The sequence below is a fragment of the Flavobacterium sp. genome (assembly GCF_036405015.1).
Taxonomy (GTDB): domain Bacteria; phylum Bacteroidota; class Bacteroidia; order Flavobacteriales; family Flavobacteriaceae; genus Flavobacterium.
Genome location: NZ_DASWYK010000131.1, coordinates 1 through 17,420, shown reverse-complemented (window position 1 = coordinate 17,420; position 17,420 = coordinate 1). Strand labels below are relative to the sequence as shown.

General features: G+C 35.0%; 13 protein-coding genes. 10 read left to right on the top strand and 3 right to left on the bottom strand.

Annotated features, from left to right (window positions below; genetic code table 11):
- The first annotated feature begins 247 nt into the window (after window positions 1–247).
- From VGE71_RS10105 to VGE71_RS10060, 10 genes are all read left to right on the top strand, one after another.
- Window positions 248–1,009 (top strand): DeoR/GlpR family DNA-binding transcription regulator, encoded by a 762-nt coding sequence (locus VGE71_RS10105; RefSeq protein WP_331138223.1) that lies wholly within the window; start codon window positions 248–250, stop codon window positions 1,007–1,009.
- 27 nt (window positions 1,010–1,036) lie between these two features.
- Window positions 1,037–2,440: an L-fucose/L-arabinose isomerase family protein gene (locus VGE71_RS10100; protein ID WP_331138222.1), complete on the top strand. Its 1,404-nt coding sequence runs from the start codon at window positions 1,037–1,039 to the stop codon at window positions 2,438–2,440.
- A 10-nt stretch (window positions 2,441–2,450) separates the two neighbouring features.
- Window positions 2,451–3,284, top strand: coding sequence for a transketolase (locus VGE71_RS10095; RefSeq protein WP_331138221.1), 834 nt, complete (start codon window positions 2,451–2,453; stop codon window positions 3,282–3,284).
- A 3-nt stretch (window positions 3,285–3,287) separates the two neighbouring features.
- Window positions 3,288–4,244: a transketolase family protein gene (locus VGE71_RS10090; protein ID WP_331138220.1), complete on the top strand. Its 957-nt coding sequence runs from the start codon at window positions 3,288–3,290 to the stop codon at window positions 4,242–4,244.
- On the top strand, window positions 4,241–5,161 hold the full coding sequence (locus tag VGE71_RS10085; RefSeq protein ID WP_331138219.1) for a D-ribose ABC transporter substrate-binding protein: 921 nt from the start codon (window positions 4,241–4,243) through the stop codon (window positions 5,159–5,161). Before VGE71_RS10090 ends, VGE71_RS10085 begins: the two co-directional genes overlap by 4 nt.
- 2 nt (window positions 5,162–5,163) lie before the next feature.
- On the top strand, window positions 5,164–5,778 hold the full coding sequence (locus VGE71_RS10080) for a DUF2291 domain-containing protein (RefSeq protein WP_331138218.1): 615 nt from the start codon (window positions 5,164–5,166) through the stop codon (window positions 5,776–5,778).
- Window position 5,779: 1 nt separating this feature from the next.
- Window positions 5,780–7,270: a sugar ABC transporter ATP-binding protein gene (locus tag VGE71_RS10075; RefSeq protein WP_331138217.1), complete on the top strand. Its 1,491-nt coding sequence runs from the start codon at window positions 5,780–5,782 to the stop codon at window positions 7,268–7,270.
- Between the two features lie 113 nt (window positions 7,271–7,383).
- Window positions 7,384–8,259, top strand: coding sequence for an ABC transporter permease (locus VGE71_RS10070; RefSeq protein WP_331138216.1), 876 nt, complete (start codon window positions 7,384–7,386; stop codon window positions 8,257–8,259).
- Between the two features lie 28 nt (window positions 8,260–8,287).
- The gene (locus VGE71_RS10065; RefSeq protein ID WP_331138215.1) at window positions 8,288–9,580 is read left to right on the top strand and encodes a nucleoside hydrolase-like domain-containing protein; all 1,293 of its coding nucleotides are present in this window, start codon (window positions 8,288–8,290) and stop codon (window positions 9,578–9,580) included.
- Between the two features lie 70 nt (window positions 9,581–9,650).
- Complete coding sequence (locus tag VGE71_RS10060) at window positions 9,651–11,156, top strand: glycerol kinase GlpK (protein WP_331138214.1); 1,506 nt, start codon at window positions 9,651–9,653, stop codon at window positions 11,154–11,156.
- A 79-nt stretch (window positions 11,157–11,235) separates the two neighbouring features.
- Here the strand turns inward: VGE71_RS10060 and VGE71_RS10055 are convergent, their stop codons facing one another.
- The 3 genes from VGE71_RS10055 to VGE71_RS10045 form a co-directional block, all read right to left on the bottom strand.
- Window positions 11,236–12,156: a hypothetical protein gene (locus tag VGE71_RS10055; protein ID WP_331138213.1), complete on the bottom strand. Its 921-nt coding sequence runs from the start codon at window positions 12,154–12,156 to the stop codon at window positions 11,236–11,238.
- 253 nt (window positions 12,157–12,409) lie between these two features.
- The gene (locus VGE71_RS10050) at window positions 12,410–13,816 is read right to left on the bottom strand and encodes a RagB/SusD family nutrient uptake outer membrane protein (RefSeq protein ID WP_331138212.1); all 1,407 of its coding nucleotides are present in this window, start codon (window positions 13,814–13,816) and stop codon (window positions 12,410–12,412) included.
- 32 nt (window positions 13,817–13,848) lie between these two features.
- Complete coding sequence (locus VGE71_RS10045) at window positions 13,849–17,004, bottom strand: TonB-dependent receptor (RefSeq protein ID WP_331138211.1); 3,156 nt, start codon at window positions 17,002–17,004, stop codon at window positions 13,849–13,851.
- Window positions 17,005–17,420 lie beyond the last annotated feature (416 nt).

Genomic DNA, 17,420 nt, shown 5'->3' with positions numbered 1-17,420 from the left:
GAGCTATTCTTTTGTTTCCAAATAAAAACTAGCATACTTTTAGAAATCAAATATATTTAAGCACATAAATCAACTTACTAAATCTTTCAAAAATTTTTCTTTTATTTTCTTTTTCTTTCTTTTATTTTTGTTTTAATTATTTTTTATTACATTTGACTTATGTTTAATTCGTTTTCACTTTGTGTTTACTCTTAATTTATTTTGCTTTTGTCTATATTTGTTATTCAAATTATAAAATACTAATAAGATGTTAGCCAATCAAAGAAGAGAAAAAATATTAGACCTTTTAAAAGAAGATGGTTTTGCTAAAGTGAACAATTTAGCTCGTTTATTCAAAGTCACAGAAGTAACGATCCGTCAAGATCTAGAAAAACTAGATAGCGAAGGATTGATTCTGAAAGAACATGGAGGAGCAAGCATAAAAAATGTAGAAGATCAAGTACGTAGTTTTTCGCTACAACGTCAGGAAAATCTTGAAAAGAAATCAGCAATTGCTGAAAAATGTCTTGAATTTATTGACAATGGAGATACTATCATTTTAGATTCTGGTTCGACAACAACAGAAATTGCGAAAAGACTAAAAGGAATAAAACAGCTAACCGTAATTACCAATGCATTAAACATTGCATTGTTATTAGGAACAGATCCAGATATTGAGGTTATCATGACTGGTGGAGAATTCAAACCACCAACATTATCACTCACAGGACAGAAAGCTGCTGACTTTTTTAAGGGATTAAATGTTCAGAAATTGTTTTTAGCCACAGCTGGAATATCGTTAAAAGCAGGACTTACGTATCCTAGTATTAGTGATTTGGTTGTAAAAAAAGCAATGATAGAAGCCGCAGAAGTGACGTATCTCGTTGCTGATAGCACGAAAATAGGCAAAAGTGCACTGGCAAGTTTAGGAGCTCTTTCGCTAATTGATTATATAATAACTGATAACAATATTGAAGAAAAACACAAACAAGTCTTTAGAGACAACGAAATTGAAGTAATAGTAGCATAAAATACAAAACCCCTTTAATAAAAAAGAATGGCAATATCAACATTAGGAGTAATAATTGGAAACAGAGATTTTTTTCCAGACAGTTTAGTAGAAAAGGCAAGATTTGAAATTATTGAAGTTTTTACTCAGTTAAATATCAAACCCATTTTATTAGACAGCACAGATACTAAACTGGGTGGCGTAGAAACCTATAAAGAAGCTCAAAAATGTGCTGATCTATTTAAAAAACATCAGGATGAAATTATGGGAGTACTTGTTTTACTGCCTAATTTTGGAGATGAAAAAGGCGTAGCCGATACCTTAAAACTCGCTAATTTAAATGTTCCTGTGTTGATACAGGCCTACCCAGATGAATTAAATAAGCTTAACGTCGCTAATAGACGTGATTCCTGGTGCGGTAAAATTTCAGTCTGCAACAATTTATACCAATACGGTATAAAATATTCTTTGACAAGTCAGCACGTTATGAGTCCGTCTGATCCAGTTTTTCAAAAAGACTTGCTGGACTTTACAGCTGTTTGCAGAGTGGTTAAAGGAATGCGAAATGTACGCATTGGCGCTATCGGAGCTAGACCTGGTGCCTTTAATACCGTTCGCTATTCTGAGAAGATATTACAAAGAAACGGCATTACAGTAACTACTGCCGATTTATCTGAAATTTTAGGAAAAGCAAATAAATTAACGGCAGAAGATGCTTCTGTAAAACAACATTTAGAATCTATAAATGCTTATGTTGCCCAAGGTAAAACTCCTAATGAAGCAATGCTTCAAATTGCAAAGTTAGATGTCGTTCTGAAAGAGTTTATGGAAGAACATGCATTAGACGCTACAGCTATTCAATGTTGGACTTCACTGCAACAAAACTATGGTTGTAATGTGTGTACAAGCATGAGTATCATGAGTGAAAATATGCTTCCAAGCGCCTGTGAAGTAGATGTTACAGGAACTTTGAGTATGTATGCCATGCAATTGGCTTCGGGATCGCCAAGTGCACTCGTAGATTGGAATAACAACTACGCCGATGATCCTGAAAAATGTGTTTTATTTCATTGTGGAAATTGGGCAAAATCATTTCTACCAGACATACAATTAAGTACTGCTCCTATTTTAGGAACTACTGTTGGAGTTGAAAATACTTATGGCGCCTTAGACGGAAGAACACCTGCAATGCCTCTTACTTATGGAAGAATTAGTACCGATGACCCGAAAGGTATCATTAAAGTTTATATTGGCGAAGGCGAACTTACGGATGACTCATTAAATACTTTTGGAAATAGAGCTGTAGCTCAAATACCTAATCTTCAAGAGTTAATGAAATATATCTGCAAAAACGGATTTGAGCACCACGTAGTAATGAACGCCTCGAAAACTGCCGCAATCTTAGAAGAAGCCCTAGGAAATTATATGGGCTGGGAAGTTTATAAACACTAAATGAATTAAGATGCATATTTCCGAATTAAAACGAAAATCGATAGAGAGTAGAAAAAAAATACTCAAATATATCTACAATGCCAAAGCTGGTCATACTGGAGGAAGTTTGTCTATTGTGGATATTCTAAATGTATTGTACAATAATGTAATGAACATTTCTCCACAGAATTTTAATTCTAATACCAGAGATAGGTTTATTCAGAGCAAAGGACATTGTGTTGAAGCTTTGTATGTAGTTTTAGCCGATAAAGGATTTTTTCCTGAAGAAGATTTATTTTCATTGTGTCAATACAAATCTCCATATATAGGACATCCTACTAAATCTATTCCGGGTATTGAACAAAACACAGGCGGATTAGGACATGGTTTATCGATTTGTTCGGGAGTAGCTTTAGCAGCAAAAATAGACCATTCAGACGTAAAAGTATTTACCATTTTAGGTGATGGTGAAATGGCAGAAGGTTCCAATTGGGAGGCTATGATGTTTGCTGCGCATTACAAATTAGATAATCTAGCAGCCATTCTAGATTACAATAAACTTCAAATTACGGCTTCAAACGCCGATGTGATGGGATTGGAACCTATCGATAAAAAATTGGAAGCCTTTGGCTGGGCGGTAACTCATGTTGATGGCCATAATTTAGAAGAGCTTTCACAAACGCTTAATAATTTGCCTTTAGAAAGTGGAAAACCGAGTTTTATAATCGCACATACAACTAAGGGAAAAGGAGTTAGTTATATGGAAAACGTTTTGAAATGGCATCACGGAGTTCCCTCAGAGGAACAATATGATTTAGCTATAAAAGAATTAGACATTCAATTACAAGAACTTGAAACTATCTAAAAAATGGTAGAAATAAATACAATTAACACTGCTAATCTCGAAGTTTTTTCTGAAACTCTTCAATCCTTAGCCGCCACCGATAGAGATATCATAGTGGTTACGAGTGATTCTCGTGGTTCGGGAAAACTGGTACCGTTTGGCCAGAAATACCCAGAACAAATTATTGAAGTCGGTATTGCCGAGCAGAATCTTGTTGGCGTTGCCACAGGATTGGCAAGTATGGGTAAAAAAGCTTTTGCTGTATCTCCAGCCTGTTTTCTTACGGCACGCGCATTGGAGCAAATTAAAAACGATGTTGCTTACTCTGATAATGCTGTAAAATTAATTGGTATTAGTGCGGGAGTAAGTTATGGCGCTTTAGGAACTACACATCACAGTTTACATGATTATGCAGTGTTGAGAGCTATTAATAACATTACCATTGTAGCGCCTGCAGACAATTATGAAACTGCAGAAGCTATCAAACAGGCGGCCGAAATGAAAAGCCCTATCTACCTTCGTTTTGGAAAAAAGGCGATGCCTGCAAATCTGAACCCAGATAAAACAGATTTCAAAATAGGCAAAGGACGCATCATTCAGGAAGGAAACGACCTGAGTTTTATTGCCACTGGAGAAGCGGTACTTCCTTGTGTAGAAGCGGCTAAACTTCTGGAAAAAGAATATAATATTAGTTGTAAAATAATAAGTCTTCATACCATTAAACCTTTGGATACCGAATTGTTATTGGCTACAGCTGGAAATAATAAACCTATTATTACTGTTGAAGAACATTCCGTAAATGGAGGATTAGGCGAAGCAGTAACTTCTTTATTATTTCAAAACGGATGCTCTAATAAATTTAAAATTGTAGGATTGCCAGATGATCATACTGTATCTGGTTCGCAAAACGAAATTTTCAATCATTATGGCATATCTGCTGATGGGCTAAAAAATACTGCCTTAAATCTATTAAGCTTATGAAAATAAGACACCTTTCTTTAGTAATCGTAATGATGCTTTTAATTTTAGGCTGTTCTTCAAAAGAAAAAGCTGAAAAACCTAAAATTGCAGTTGTGGTTTCCACATTAAATAATCCGTGGTTTGTAATGTTGGCAGAATCAGCGGCTGCGGATGCCCGTAAATTAGGTTATGAAGCCAAAATATTTGATTCTCAAAATAATCCAGCTATCGAATCGGATAATTTTGAAAATCTTATTTCTTCTGGATATGATGCTATTCTTTTAAATCCAACAGATTCTGACGGTTCTATTTCGAGTATTTTAAAGGCTAAAACTGCAGGAATACCCGTCTTTTGCATGGACAGAGAAGTAAATGTAGATGATGCCGCTACGAGTCAGATTCTCTCAGACAATTATTCAGGCTGTGTTTCTATCGGAATTGAATTTGTAAAAGAATTAAAAGAAAAAGGAAAATATGTCGAAATCTTAGGACTTGTAGGAGATAACAATACTTGGGCTAGATCGGGCGGATTTCATTCGGTTGTAGATAATTTTCCTAATCTAAAAATGGTAGCGCAACAGAGCGGTAATTTCGACCGAACTAAAGCAATGGAAGTTTTAGAAACCATCATGCAGGCAAATCCAGATATCGATGCTGTTTTTTGTGGTAACGATGCTATGGCAATGGGCGCTTTTCAAGCTTTACAAGCGGCAGGAAAAGAATACAAAGTAAAAATCTTTGGATTCGACGGCGCAAACGATGTAGTTGAAAAAATTAGAGAAAAGAAAATTGTCGCTACAGGAATGCAGTTTCCTAAAGTAATGGCTCAGACAGCAGCTCAATTTGCAGATGAGTATTTTAAGGGAAGAAAAGATTTTCCGCAACGAGTTCCTGTAGAAGTTGAACTGGTCAATGCATCAAACATAAAAGACTATTAAAGATGAAAAGAAAGTATCTCTATATTTTAGGAATTGTCGTAATAGCTCTTTTAGGATATAATTCTGTTTATTTTAAAAAACTGAGCGAAGTTAAGAAAGCAAAAAAAGAATCTTTTGACTTCAAAGCTTACGCTGATTCTATTTATTACAAAGGCATTTTAAAAAGCAAAAAAACGATTGATTTAAGCAATTTAATTTCTTCACTAAAATTAGATCAAAATGCTGCTTTTAAAAACTTTGGAAATAGATTAGGAATAGGAAACTCAGCCTATTTTATGATTAAAAGCACTGGAAAAATCATCGATATCAAAGATGGGATTTACACTGTTGCTAACGAAAAAAATGGTGTTGTATTTATTGATACTAAATACATTTTCGGAAATGATTTACGAGACGCTTCAGGTTTAGTAAAACTAACCGATTTTAAAACCAATGCACAATTCAACAAAGTATCTGAAAACTTAAATGAAATTGTTCGAAATGAAGTCATTCCAAAACAGATTAAAAATCTAAAAGTGGGAGACAGTATTTCTTTCTCAGGAGCAATTAAATTAAGTAAAAAACAGACTTTGTTTACTGACCTTTTAATGATTCCATCACAAATTAAACTTCAGTAATTTGTTACAAGCAATAAACATATCGAAAGAATTCCCAGGTGTTAAAGCGCTTAATCAGGTTAATTTTAAATTTTATCCTGGAAAAGTCAATGCCATATTGGGAGAAAATGGCGCGGGGAAATCGACTCTGCTAAAAATTCTGACTGGTGTTTACACCCAATACGATGGTGAAATTCATTTAAACGGAGAAAAAGTTTCGTTTTCAAATATAAAAGATGCACAAAATGCGGGTATTGCCATTATTCATCAAGAATTAAACCTAATTCCTGAACTCAGTGTAACCCAAAATTTATTTTTAGGAAGAGAAATTTTAACTCCACTTGGAATTTTAGACACAGCAAAAATGGAAATGGAAGCCAAACGTATTTTTGAAAAAATTCAATTAAATGTTTCTCCAAAAACCTTGGTACAACACCTAAAAGTAGGAGAACAACAATTAATTGAAATTGCAAAAGCGCTTCTCTGTAATGCCGATGTCATTTTAATGGATGAACCTACTTCTGCCCTAAGCGACAAAGAAATAGACAATCTCCACCGCATTATTTATGAGCTAAAAAAAGAAAACAAAACGATTGTTTACATTTCTCATAAAATGGATGAATTGTTTAAAATTGCTGAAAACTACACTGTTTTAAGAGACGGAAACAGCATAGATGAAGGAGAAATGAAAGATACTACCGAAAACGAATTAATTCGAAAAATGGTAGGCCGTGATGTTCTCATTGATAAAAAATGCGTCCAGAATCAATTTCAAAATACCATTTTAAAAGTTGACAACCTCAACCTCGTTCATCCAAATGACAAAAAAAGAAAACTTCTTCATGATATTTCTTTTGAATTAAAAAAAGGAGAAGTTTTAGGAATATTTGGTTTGATGGGAGCCGGCAGAACCGAACTTTTGGAAACTTTGTTTGGCATGTATCCAGCACATAGCACTTATAACTTAGAAATTAATCAAAAAAACGCATTTCACAAAAAACCAAAAGAAGCTATTGAAAACGGATTAGCTTTTGTAACCGAAGACCGTAAAACAGAAGGACTGATTTTAGGAATGGATATTTCGTCTAATATCAGTTTAACAAACCTACCAGTTTCTGGTTTTTTGGATCAGTTAAAAGAAAAAAATTCTTCGAAAAATTATATTGAAAAGTTACGTATCAAGACACCGTCTGAAATGCAGTTATGCCAAAATTTAAGCGGCGGTAACCAACAAAAAGTAGTTCTTGCAAAATGGCTCTCGACCAATCCTCAAATTCTAATGATGGATGAGCCTACCCGCGGAATTGATATTAATGCCAAAAGCGAAATTTACAACCTGATAAAAGAACTCGCAGCTGACCACATGAGTATTTTATTAGTTTCGTCTGAAATTCCCGAAATACTTGCTCTTTCGGATCGGGTTTTAGTAATGGCAGAAGGGAAAATCAAAGCTTCCTATTTAGCGGCCGAAGCTACCGAAGATATTTTACTAAAATCGGCCTTACCAGACTAACACTTACTATTACTATGACTATCTCCTTAAACCACCCTCTTATTAAAAAATCGCAATCCTTGATTGCGCTATTTCTTTTATGTTTGCTTTTTAGCTTACTGTCGGACAAATTCATGACCAGCGCCAATCTTTGGAATGTATTAAGACAAATATCTGTGAATGTATGTATTTCTGTCGGAATGACTTTAGTCGTTTTAATGGCAGGAATTGATCTTTCCGTAGGTTCTGTCTTAGGTTTTACCGCCGCAGTTTGTGCCGGTTTGTTAAAAAACGGACTCTCTTTTGAATCTATGGATTTATTTGTTGGCTTTTCCGTTTTAGGGGCGATTTTAGTATCCATTCTTATTGGTTTAGCCTTAGGGCTTTTCAATGGTTGGGTAATTACCAAATTTTCCATTCCTCCTTTTGTAGCTACTTTGGCAATGCTAACTATAGCTCGCGGACTAACAATGCTTTATACAGAAGGAATTCCTATTTCTAATTTAGGTACTGAATTTGAATTTATTGGTTCTGGATGGATTTTAGGAATTCCTGCACCAGTATGGATTTCCATTTTTATGGTAATGATTGTCCTCTTTTTAACTAAAAAAACAACTTTTGGAAGATATATTTACGCTATTGGCGGTAATGAAAGAGCCGCATTTCTAGCAGGTATAGACATCAACAAAGTTAAACTAACTGTTTATGGAATTGCTGGAATGATGGCTGCTGTAGGCGGTGTTTTAGTTACTTCTCGACTTAATTCAGCGCAGCCAAATGCTGGTACAAGTTACGAATTGGATTCAATTGCAGCTGTGGTTATTGGAGGAACATCACTTTCAGGCGGTATTGGTACCGTTACAGGAACTGTTATAGGCGCCATAATTATTGGTGTTTTAAACAACGGATTGGTTTTACTTGATGTATCGCCTTTTTGGCAACAAGTCGTAAAAGGATTTGTTATTTTATTAGCAGTTATCATTGATAAAATGAATCAGAAAAACAAATAAAAAGTCATTATCTTCTTAGTTAAAAAACATGAAAAAACTAATTTTCACAATTCTATTTTGTACTATTTATACCGTTTCAATAGCACAAAAACCAGTCCCCATTAAACCTCGAGTCTTAGTAAGCACAGATATTGGAGGTACCGATCCCGACGACAACCAATCTATGATTCATCTGTTGATGTACAGTGAAAAATTTGATTTTGAAGGACTGGTTTCTTCTCCTTCGTACGGCGATGGCAATAAGGAAGAAATATTGCGAACTATAGGTTTGTATGAAAAAGATCTTCCAAAACTAGAAAAGCATGTTAAAGGTTTAGCTTCTCCAAAATATCTGCGTTCGATAACAAAACAAGGAAGAAAAGGCGCTGCTCCATACAAAGGGTTTAAAACCTCAACAGAAGGTTCTGACTGGATTATCAAATGTGCGCTAAAAAAAAGCAAGCAACCTCTTTGGATATTGGTTTGGGGAGGCCTTGAAGATTTAGCACAGGCATTGCATGATAAACCAGAAATTCAGAAAAACATTAAAGTATTCTTTATAGGCGGACCCAACAAAAAATGGAGCGCAAACAGTTATGCTTATATAGCTGAGAATTTTCCAAATCTTTGGTTTATAGAATCTAATTCGTCTTATTATGGCTTTTTCTCAGATAATGTTGCCGAAAACTTAAATGGAAAAAATTACTATAAAAACTATATTAAGCAAGCTGGTTTTTTAGGTAAAGATTATGAAAACAATCGCTACGAAGGAAAACTTAAAATGGGCGATACTCCATCACTTCTCTATATGATGGACGGAGATCCTAACGATCCTACCAAAGAAAGCTGGGGCGGCAGTTATGTAAAGTTTCAGCACAGTCCAAGAATAATTTTTAAAAGAAATACCACAGCTCAAGACACTGTACCCGTTTTTTCTGTAATGGAATTTCATTTTAAAGGTCCAATCGTAAACAATATTCCCAAAGATTCAGCTTGCATTACAATGGCTGTTAAGGCGAAAATTGGAGAACAAAAATGGGACGGATTTTATCTTGGCGATGGAAATTATGTTATCAGATATTCGCCAAAACAAACTGAAACAGTAAACTACACCGTAACTTCGAACATTCCAGGCTTTGAAACCCAAACAGGATCTTTCTTCGTAAGCAATCTTTGGCCAGGAAAACACAATACAACAGACTATAATTTAGGCAAAAATTGGTATACAGACCGACCAAATCCTGAACTTTACGACGGTATTTGGCAAGGTGGTAAAACAGTTCTAAAATGGAGAAGCGATGTCCTTTTAGATTGGGCTAAACGCTGGGAGTGGCTTCAATAATATTTTTATATCATTCTAAACAATCTTAAATCCAAGATTGTCAAAAATCAATTTTTACTGCAAAAGATAAATGAAAAAATATATTCTAGCTATTGACCAAGGTACGAGCAGTACCAAAACCATACTTTTTGACGAATTAGGGCAAGCTGTTTCCAAAGGCAGTGTAGATCTAAAAACGAATTATTTTGATAATGGTTTTGTCGAGCAAAATCCAGAAGATATTTACCAGAATGTTCTCGATTCTGCCCGCCTTTGTTTAGACAATTTTACCAATCAGGGTTTTGAATTAAAAGATATCGTTTCGTGTGGTATTAGTAATCAAAGAGAAACTTTCGTGCTTTGGGATAAAGATGGAAAAGCACTGTCTCCTGCTGTGGTTTGGGCTTGTAAGCGTTCCATTACTGTTTGTACTAAGTTGATCGAGAAAGGACAAAACGATTTTATCAAGCAAAAAACAGGATTGTTATTAGACCCTTATTTTTCGGGCACTAAATTACTTTGGTTGCTACAAAATGATGCTGTATTAAAAGAAAAAGTTGAAAATGGAGAAGTGTATTTTGGAACAGTCGATTGCTGGCTTTTATATAAATTGACTAATGGAAATCAATTTAAAACCGATTATACAAATGCTTCAAGAACGTTACTCTTTAATATTAATACCCTAAAATGGGATACTGAGATTCTTGAAAAATGGGGATTGAGGAACTTAAATCTTCCTCTTGCCTGCCCTTCATCAAATGATTTTGGCGAATTTGATTTGAAACAGATTTTAAACGATAATCATCCTATTTCAATTCCGATCACTGCGTTAATTGGAGATTCGCATGCGGCCACTTTTGGAGAAGGCTGTTTTGAAAAAGGCACTGCAAAAGTTACACTTGGAACAGGAAGCTCCATTATGATGAATATTGGTAATGAAGCTGTTTTATCTAATTCGGGAATGCTTACCACTATTTGCTGGAGTACAGAAGATCGAGTAGATTACGCTCTAGAAGGTGCAATAGTTTCTTGTGGTTCTACAATTGAATGGCTGAAAAACGAATTGCAATTATTCTCTCATGTGAGCGAAACAGCAACAATGGCAACATCAATTGCTGACAATGCGGGAGTTTATTTAATTCCTGCTTTTAGCGGATTAGGTGCGCCACATTGGCAAATGAGTCGAAAAGCCTCGATTGAAGGCATGACCTTTGGAACAACAAAAAATCACATTGTAAGAGCCGCTCTAGAAAGTATTCCTTATCAAATAAAAGACGTGACGGAAGCTATGGCAAAAGACATGAAAGCCTCTTTAAAATCTATTTCTGTAAACGGAGGAATGACTCAAAATGAATTTGTAATTCATTATCTAGCAGATTTATTAGGTATCTCTCTAAATAAACAACAAAATTCAGATGTGTCTGCTTTAGGAGCAGCTTATTTATCTGGATTAAAAAGTGGCGTTTTCAGCAGTATTGAACAGCTTACACCCCTTGTTAAAAACCATACCGAAACCGTTTCAGCCAATCTTGAAAATCAATTGCCTGCTAATGGATATTTGGGCTGGAAGGAAAAAATAAAAAAGGAAATAGTTTAAATTGAAATAAAATTTGCCCTCATACTAAAAAAAGCTTCAGTGATATCTGAAGCTTTTTAGTTTATCATTAAATCAATTATTAAAGACCTAAATTAGGTAGCACAAAAGATTTAGTATTTGAATGCAATCTTATCCATAACCCTGGATTTGCATTTAATTGTTGTAATAATTGATCTGTATCTGAACTCAACTGTGTATTAATTACGTTTGCGTAAGTCTGAACTTTAGCAGGGGCAGAATCAGCATCTACTACAGACTGAACGATCTTCTTGGCTTGTAATATGGCTGCTGGACCTAAAGTGAGAATATATTTCGCAGATCGACATTCTTTTTCATCACTTTCATTTATAAGGCTTCCGCCCGCTTTAAACTTACTAATGTGATGCTCCAAAATGCTATTAGATATTGGAATTATCCCTGCAATATGTTCACTTTTTGCTCCAGAAAAAGGTTTAATGTAAGCCAAATGTGATGCATGATTTTCTTCGGGACCATGACCTATAAAAAAGATGTCCAAACCTCCTAATTCTTCCAATTTAGTCAAATACTGTACAAGTGCGGACTCTAAATCTTCTGTATCTGTTTGAATTGGTGTAAAACTTTTGATCTTTTTGAAAAAGGCATCACCTAAAATACGCTCAAAATCTCTCACAAAACTTAAACCATTATTCATACTCAATGGAGCAAGCGCATCCTGAGTAAACACATTCAGTCTTGCAAGTAAATGGTCTTGCTCTGTCGATTTGGCTAAGTCTCCAAGCAAACGGTGCAACTCCTGCGCTCCTCTACCACCAAGAAGTGCAATATTAATATCCCCCTCTTTTGATGCTGCAGTTTTGTACAGTTCATTTAACATTGCCTGACCTACGGCTGCTTCACTTCCAAGAACAGTAGGAACTATGCCATAATCAGTAAAATTAAATTCCTCGCCGCTCTTTTGAGACAACCACACATTATTATTCTCTTCGTATCTTGTAAATTGTGAATTAGATATCTTCATTATGATTATTTATTTTAATTCGTTAGCATTGTCTCGTATCCTGAATAAGAACTTTTTTATCTGAGCAGTTCAGGTTACTTTTAAAATTTTAAAATTAAAAAAACATTCCATCTAAACAAAATGAGCCCCAATATAGGGCTCATTTCAATCAAACTAATTACAAAACCAAATGCAAACTTTTGAACTTGTGGCCTACTGGCGTCTTAAAATAGTCCACACTTTATCAAACGAGCATTAATCTTTAACGATCATCTTATTTGTAAGCCTCATTTTGCGTAATAACATTTGGATTTTGATTAATTACCAAAAATGGAATAGGCAATAATAATTGCGCTTCTGTAAGCGTGATATTTTTACTGCTACTCTTAATTACTGGAATAGCTCTTCCTGTTCTAATTAAATCAAACCAACGATGGAATTCACATGCAAATTCTACTTGAGATTCATGTTCCAGTGCAAGCGCCACTGTATTGTACTTAGTTGGATAACCTGCTGTTCCGTAAGCTGGTAATCCAACACGGGCACGAACTTCATTCAGGTACTTTGGATCCGAAGTTGCTTCTGTTAGCATTAGAAGAACGTCTGCATAGCGAAGGATGATAAAGTTATTATCCGAGGCTTCTCTTAAACCATTAACAGGAGCTTTTGCATCTTTCCACTTAACTGTAAATTTCACATTAACAGTTGAACCATTAGGAGTTTTATATCCATTTTGAATAGAAATATCTCTCCTTGGGTCATTTGTTTCGTAGGCATTCCATAAATCATCAGCAACTTGATTGAATCCTCCTCCCCAAGCTGTAACCACACGATTATCAACTGGAGTAAACATCGCCCAATACAAACTGTATGGATTGGATATGCCTCCTTTATATTGAATCTCAAAAATAGAGGATGCACCATTTTTCTTAGTTAAATCCCATAAATCGGCATAAGGCACTAAACTAAACTTGCCATACACTTTCAATAAAGTTTCAGTTGCTTTTGCTTTATCGCCTATCGTTAGATAAACTTTGCCTAACAACGTATTAGCAGCTTCCTGACTTGCAGCTCCAACAAAACGCTGACTTGTTTTTATTGGTAATTTGGCTGCTGCAAAATCAAGATCTTTAATAATTTGATCATACACTTCATTCTTTGGTGTACGTGCTTGTGCATAAGCTTGAGCAATAGTGATTGGAGTTGTAACCAATGGTACATCACCCCAAGTACGAACCATATCAAAATAATATAAGGAACGTAAAAACTTGGCTTCTCCGATTAAGGCATCTCGATTGGCAAAATCAAGTCTTTCGGCACTGGCAATAATATTATTTACAATATAGATTGACTTATAATAGTTGTTCCAGAAATTAAATACCAACTCATTATCGATTTTCATCGTATGTAATTCGAAGCTTTCGTAATCTTGCACTCTTCCAGAAGCGCTATCGTTATAGGCATTATCAGACATTAACTCACCATAGAACGATGGAAGACTTTCTGGACCATATAAAAGATAAAGCGAATTGTAAGCAGACCATAGTGCCGTTTCAATATCTTTCTGAGATTTATAGAAATTATCTTCATTAGCATTTGAAATAGGGGCTTTATCTAAAAAATCTGAACTACATCCGAACAGAAATAAGCTACAAAAAAGCATTGTTATAATTTTTTTCATTTTCTTAAGTTTTAAATGATTTTCTTCGATTTTTAAAAACTAACATTTAGTCCCATAGTAGCAGTAAAAGGATTTGGATAAGCTCCATAATCAAATCCTACCAATGATCCAGATTGGTAAGTACTACCTTCTGGATCATATCCTAAATATTTAGAGAACACGTGTACATTCTCCATATTTACATATAACTTTATGTTGTTTATCTTCAATTTTTCAACTAAGCTTTTCGGTAAGTTATACCCTAGACGAATATTTTGGATACGAACAAATGATCCATCTTCAACCCAGTAACTTGAACCAAAATCTTGAACCGTGTTTGGCGTCATACGAGGTTTAGGAATCATTCCGTTTCCTGGATCCGCATCAGATTTCCAGTAATTGTTTACCACAGAATACATGTTACGATTACCTCCACCCACGCCAGATTTCAAATATCGAGCACTATGGTTAAGAATTTCTCCTCCTTGTGAACCGCGTAACAAGACAGAAAGTTCAAATCCTGAATAAGAAAAATTATTCGTCAAGCCCCATTGAAAATCAGGCTGATAGTTACCCAAATAAGTTCGGTCGTCAGAATTAATTTTACCATCGTTGTTGACATCTCTTACTCTTGGATCACCAGCTTCACTGCCTGGCCACACAGGATATGCTTTGCTGTTCAACTCTGCTTGTGACATAATTACACCATCAATAATATAACCGTAATACATTCCTACTGGCTGACCTACAGCTGTTCGTGATGTCATACTGCTGACATTGATATCTATTGGAGCATTGTTTGCACCCAATTTTAAGACTTTATTTCGGTTGGCAAAAATGTTAAAATCAGTACTCCATTTGAATTTTCGATCTATATTAATTGTACTAAGACTTACTTCAAATCCTCTGTTTTCAAGCTCCCCTATATTCGTTAAAGTAGAAGAAAAACCAGAAATAATTGGAATAGGCACATTCAGCAGCAAATCTTTGGTTTTTGAATAATAAATGTCTCCTGTAAATTTCACACGGCCATTAAAAACACTTACATCAACCCCAAAGTTGGTTTGACCTGTTTTTTCCCATTTTAAATTTTTATCAGCAAAATTTGAGGTGTAAATACCCTGGTTTACCGTTCCAGAACTCACATACGGGCTATAACCTAATACGCCAATAGATCCGTAGTTTGGAATCGAATTGTTACCCGTTTCTCCGTAGCTTAACCTAACTTTCAAATTATTCAACCAAGTAGACTCCTTTAGAAAAGATTCTTCAGAAATTCGCCATGCCAACGATCCTGATGGGAAATACCCCCATTTATTATTGGCTCCAAAACGAGAAGAGCCATCAGCTCGAATTGCTGCAGTTACGAGATATTTACCTTTATATGAATAATTGGCACGAGCCAAATAAGAAAGTAATGACCATTCTTCTGAAAAAGTATTACCAGCATTCACAACACCAGCATTCAAAGTATGCACTAAATCATTTGGGAAATTTCCAGCTGTCATACTGCTCAAATCGGTACGTTGTTCTTGAGCCGAAAACCCTGCTAAAACATTCAAATTATGGTTTTCATTAAATTTCTTATTGTAATTCAGTGTACTTTCCGAAATCCAATTGTTAGATTGCAGTGTTTTGAAATCAGCTTGTGCTGGCACCCATCCAGAGTATCCCCAATTCTGACCTGCATTCCAATAGAAATTATGAACCGTATTCTCGATATTAGAACTCAAAGAAGTTTTAAAAGTCAAATCTTTCATAACATCCCATTCAAGAAAAGAAGTAATTATAGATACATTGGTTCTTTTTTTGGCGATTGCCTCTCTTGTCAATGAATACGGATGCCATAACTGGAAGCCATATTTAGCAAATGTATTCCATATTGAAGCAGGATCCTTAAAACCAAGACTTCCTGTTTCAACATAAAGAGGAAAAAATGGATCACTTTGCAAGGCCAAACCTACTACGTCGCTTTTTCCGCCTGTACCATATGGAGCTTCTTTTATCTGGCTAAGACCAATATTCACACCCATACGAACTTTATCATTAAACTTATGTTTCAGATTTGATCTCACATTAATTCTTTCATACGTATTACTATCTACTACACCTTCTGAATTTATATAACCCAATGATGTCATAAATTGTGTTTTCTCAGTTCCTCCAGAAGCCGACAACTGAAAATTTGTGTTAATGGCAGTTCTTAATGCTACATCCTGCCAGTCAGTTCCTTGTCCGATACGGGCAATCCAGGCTGGATCAGAGAATTCTGTAGGAACCGTTACACTAAGACTTCTTGTAGCCGATGGATTTGCAGCAACAATTGTCGCCCACGAATTATTTCTTGCAGCTGTATTATAAGCAATAAATTCTGAGGCATTCATCATGTTCACCTTACGGTTGACTTTTGAAACTCCAGACTCAAAAATTGCATCAATTTTGGTCTTACCCGCTTTCCCTTGCTTTGTCGTAATGATCACAACACCATTTGCTCCTCTAGAACCATAAATGGCAGCAGAAGATGCGTCTTTCAAAATATCTATCGACTCAATATCGTTAGGGTTAATAGAATTCAATGGGTTTCGGTTAAAACTTAAATTACTACCGCCACTAATTCCTGTATCCGTTGAGTTTGTTGTATTATCTTCTAACGGAATACCATCTATAACATAAAGAGGGGTAGTTCCTGCATTTATAGAAGAAGCACCACGTATTTTTACTGTGGGAGCAAGACCTGGAGCACCTTGTGACTGTATAATTTGAACACCAGACGCCTGTCCTCCAAGTGATTGAAGTGCATTGACATTTGATCGGCCTTCCAACTTATCAGCACCAACAGAAACTACTGATCCCGTCAAATCTTTTTTCTTGACAGAACCGTAGCCCACAACCACCACTTCATCTAATTTGGCTGAATCTTCTTCTAATTTAATTGAAATAGTATTCTGTGCGTTTAACAAAATTTCTTTTGTTTTAAAACCGATGTAAGTAACCACTAATACTGCTTTTTCATTTTTTACTCTTAATGAAAATTTACCATCTAAATCACTTTGAACTCCATTTGTAGTTCCTTTTTCAACAATATTTACTCCTGGCAAGGGCAATCCTAAACCATCTGTAATTTTCCCTTTAATTTCTTTCTGTTGCTGCCCGTAAATTGGCATACATAATAATAGTCCTAGAAAAAATATATAATATTTCACTTTCATATGGTTTATCGGTTAGTTAGTTGTTATAAAATTTTATGTTTCACTTTTAGTGAATTTGAATCGCTTTTTTAATTTCTCAATACCTTTTTTAGATTAATAATTTGAAACTATAGAAGTGTGATGTGACACTCTCATTTATTTACTTGTAAAAACATTCATCTGTTTTTCATGCAAATATTTTCTACTGAGCGAATGACTTTATTGAGTTAGTCTTTTTCAGTTTTGATTTCTTCAGATTTTTTCATTTTACTTTCACATTTTGGATTGCTTAGTAAATGACACTATTGTATTACAAAAGAAGTCGGAGCAAAAGATCAGGTGATTTTAACCTGTCTGGAATTTTAAAAAGTTTCTTTTTTATTTTTTTTCCATACATTTTTTTTTAGGCATTTATAAAACTTCTTCATACTCTCCAT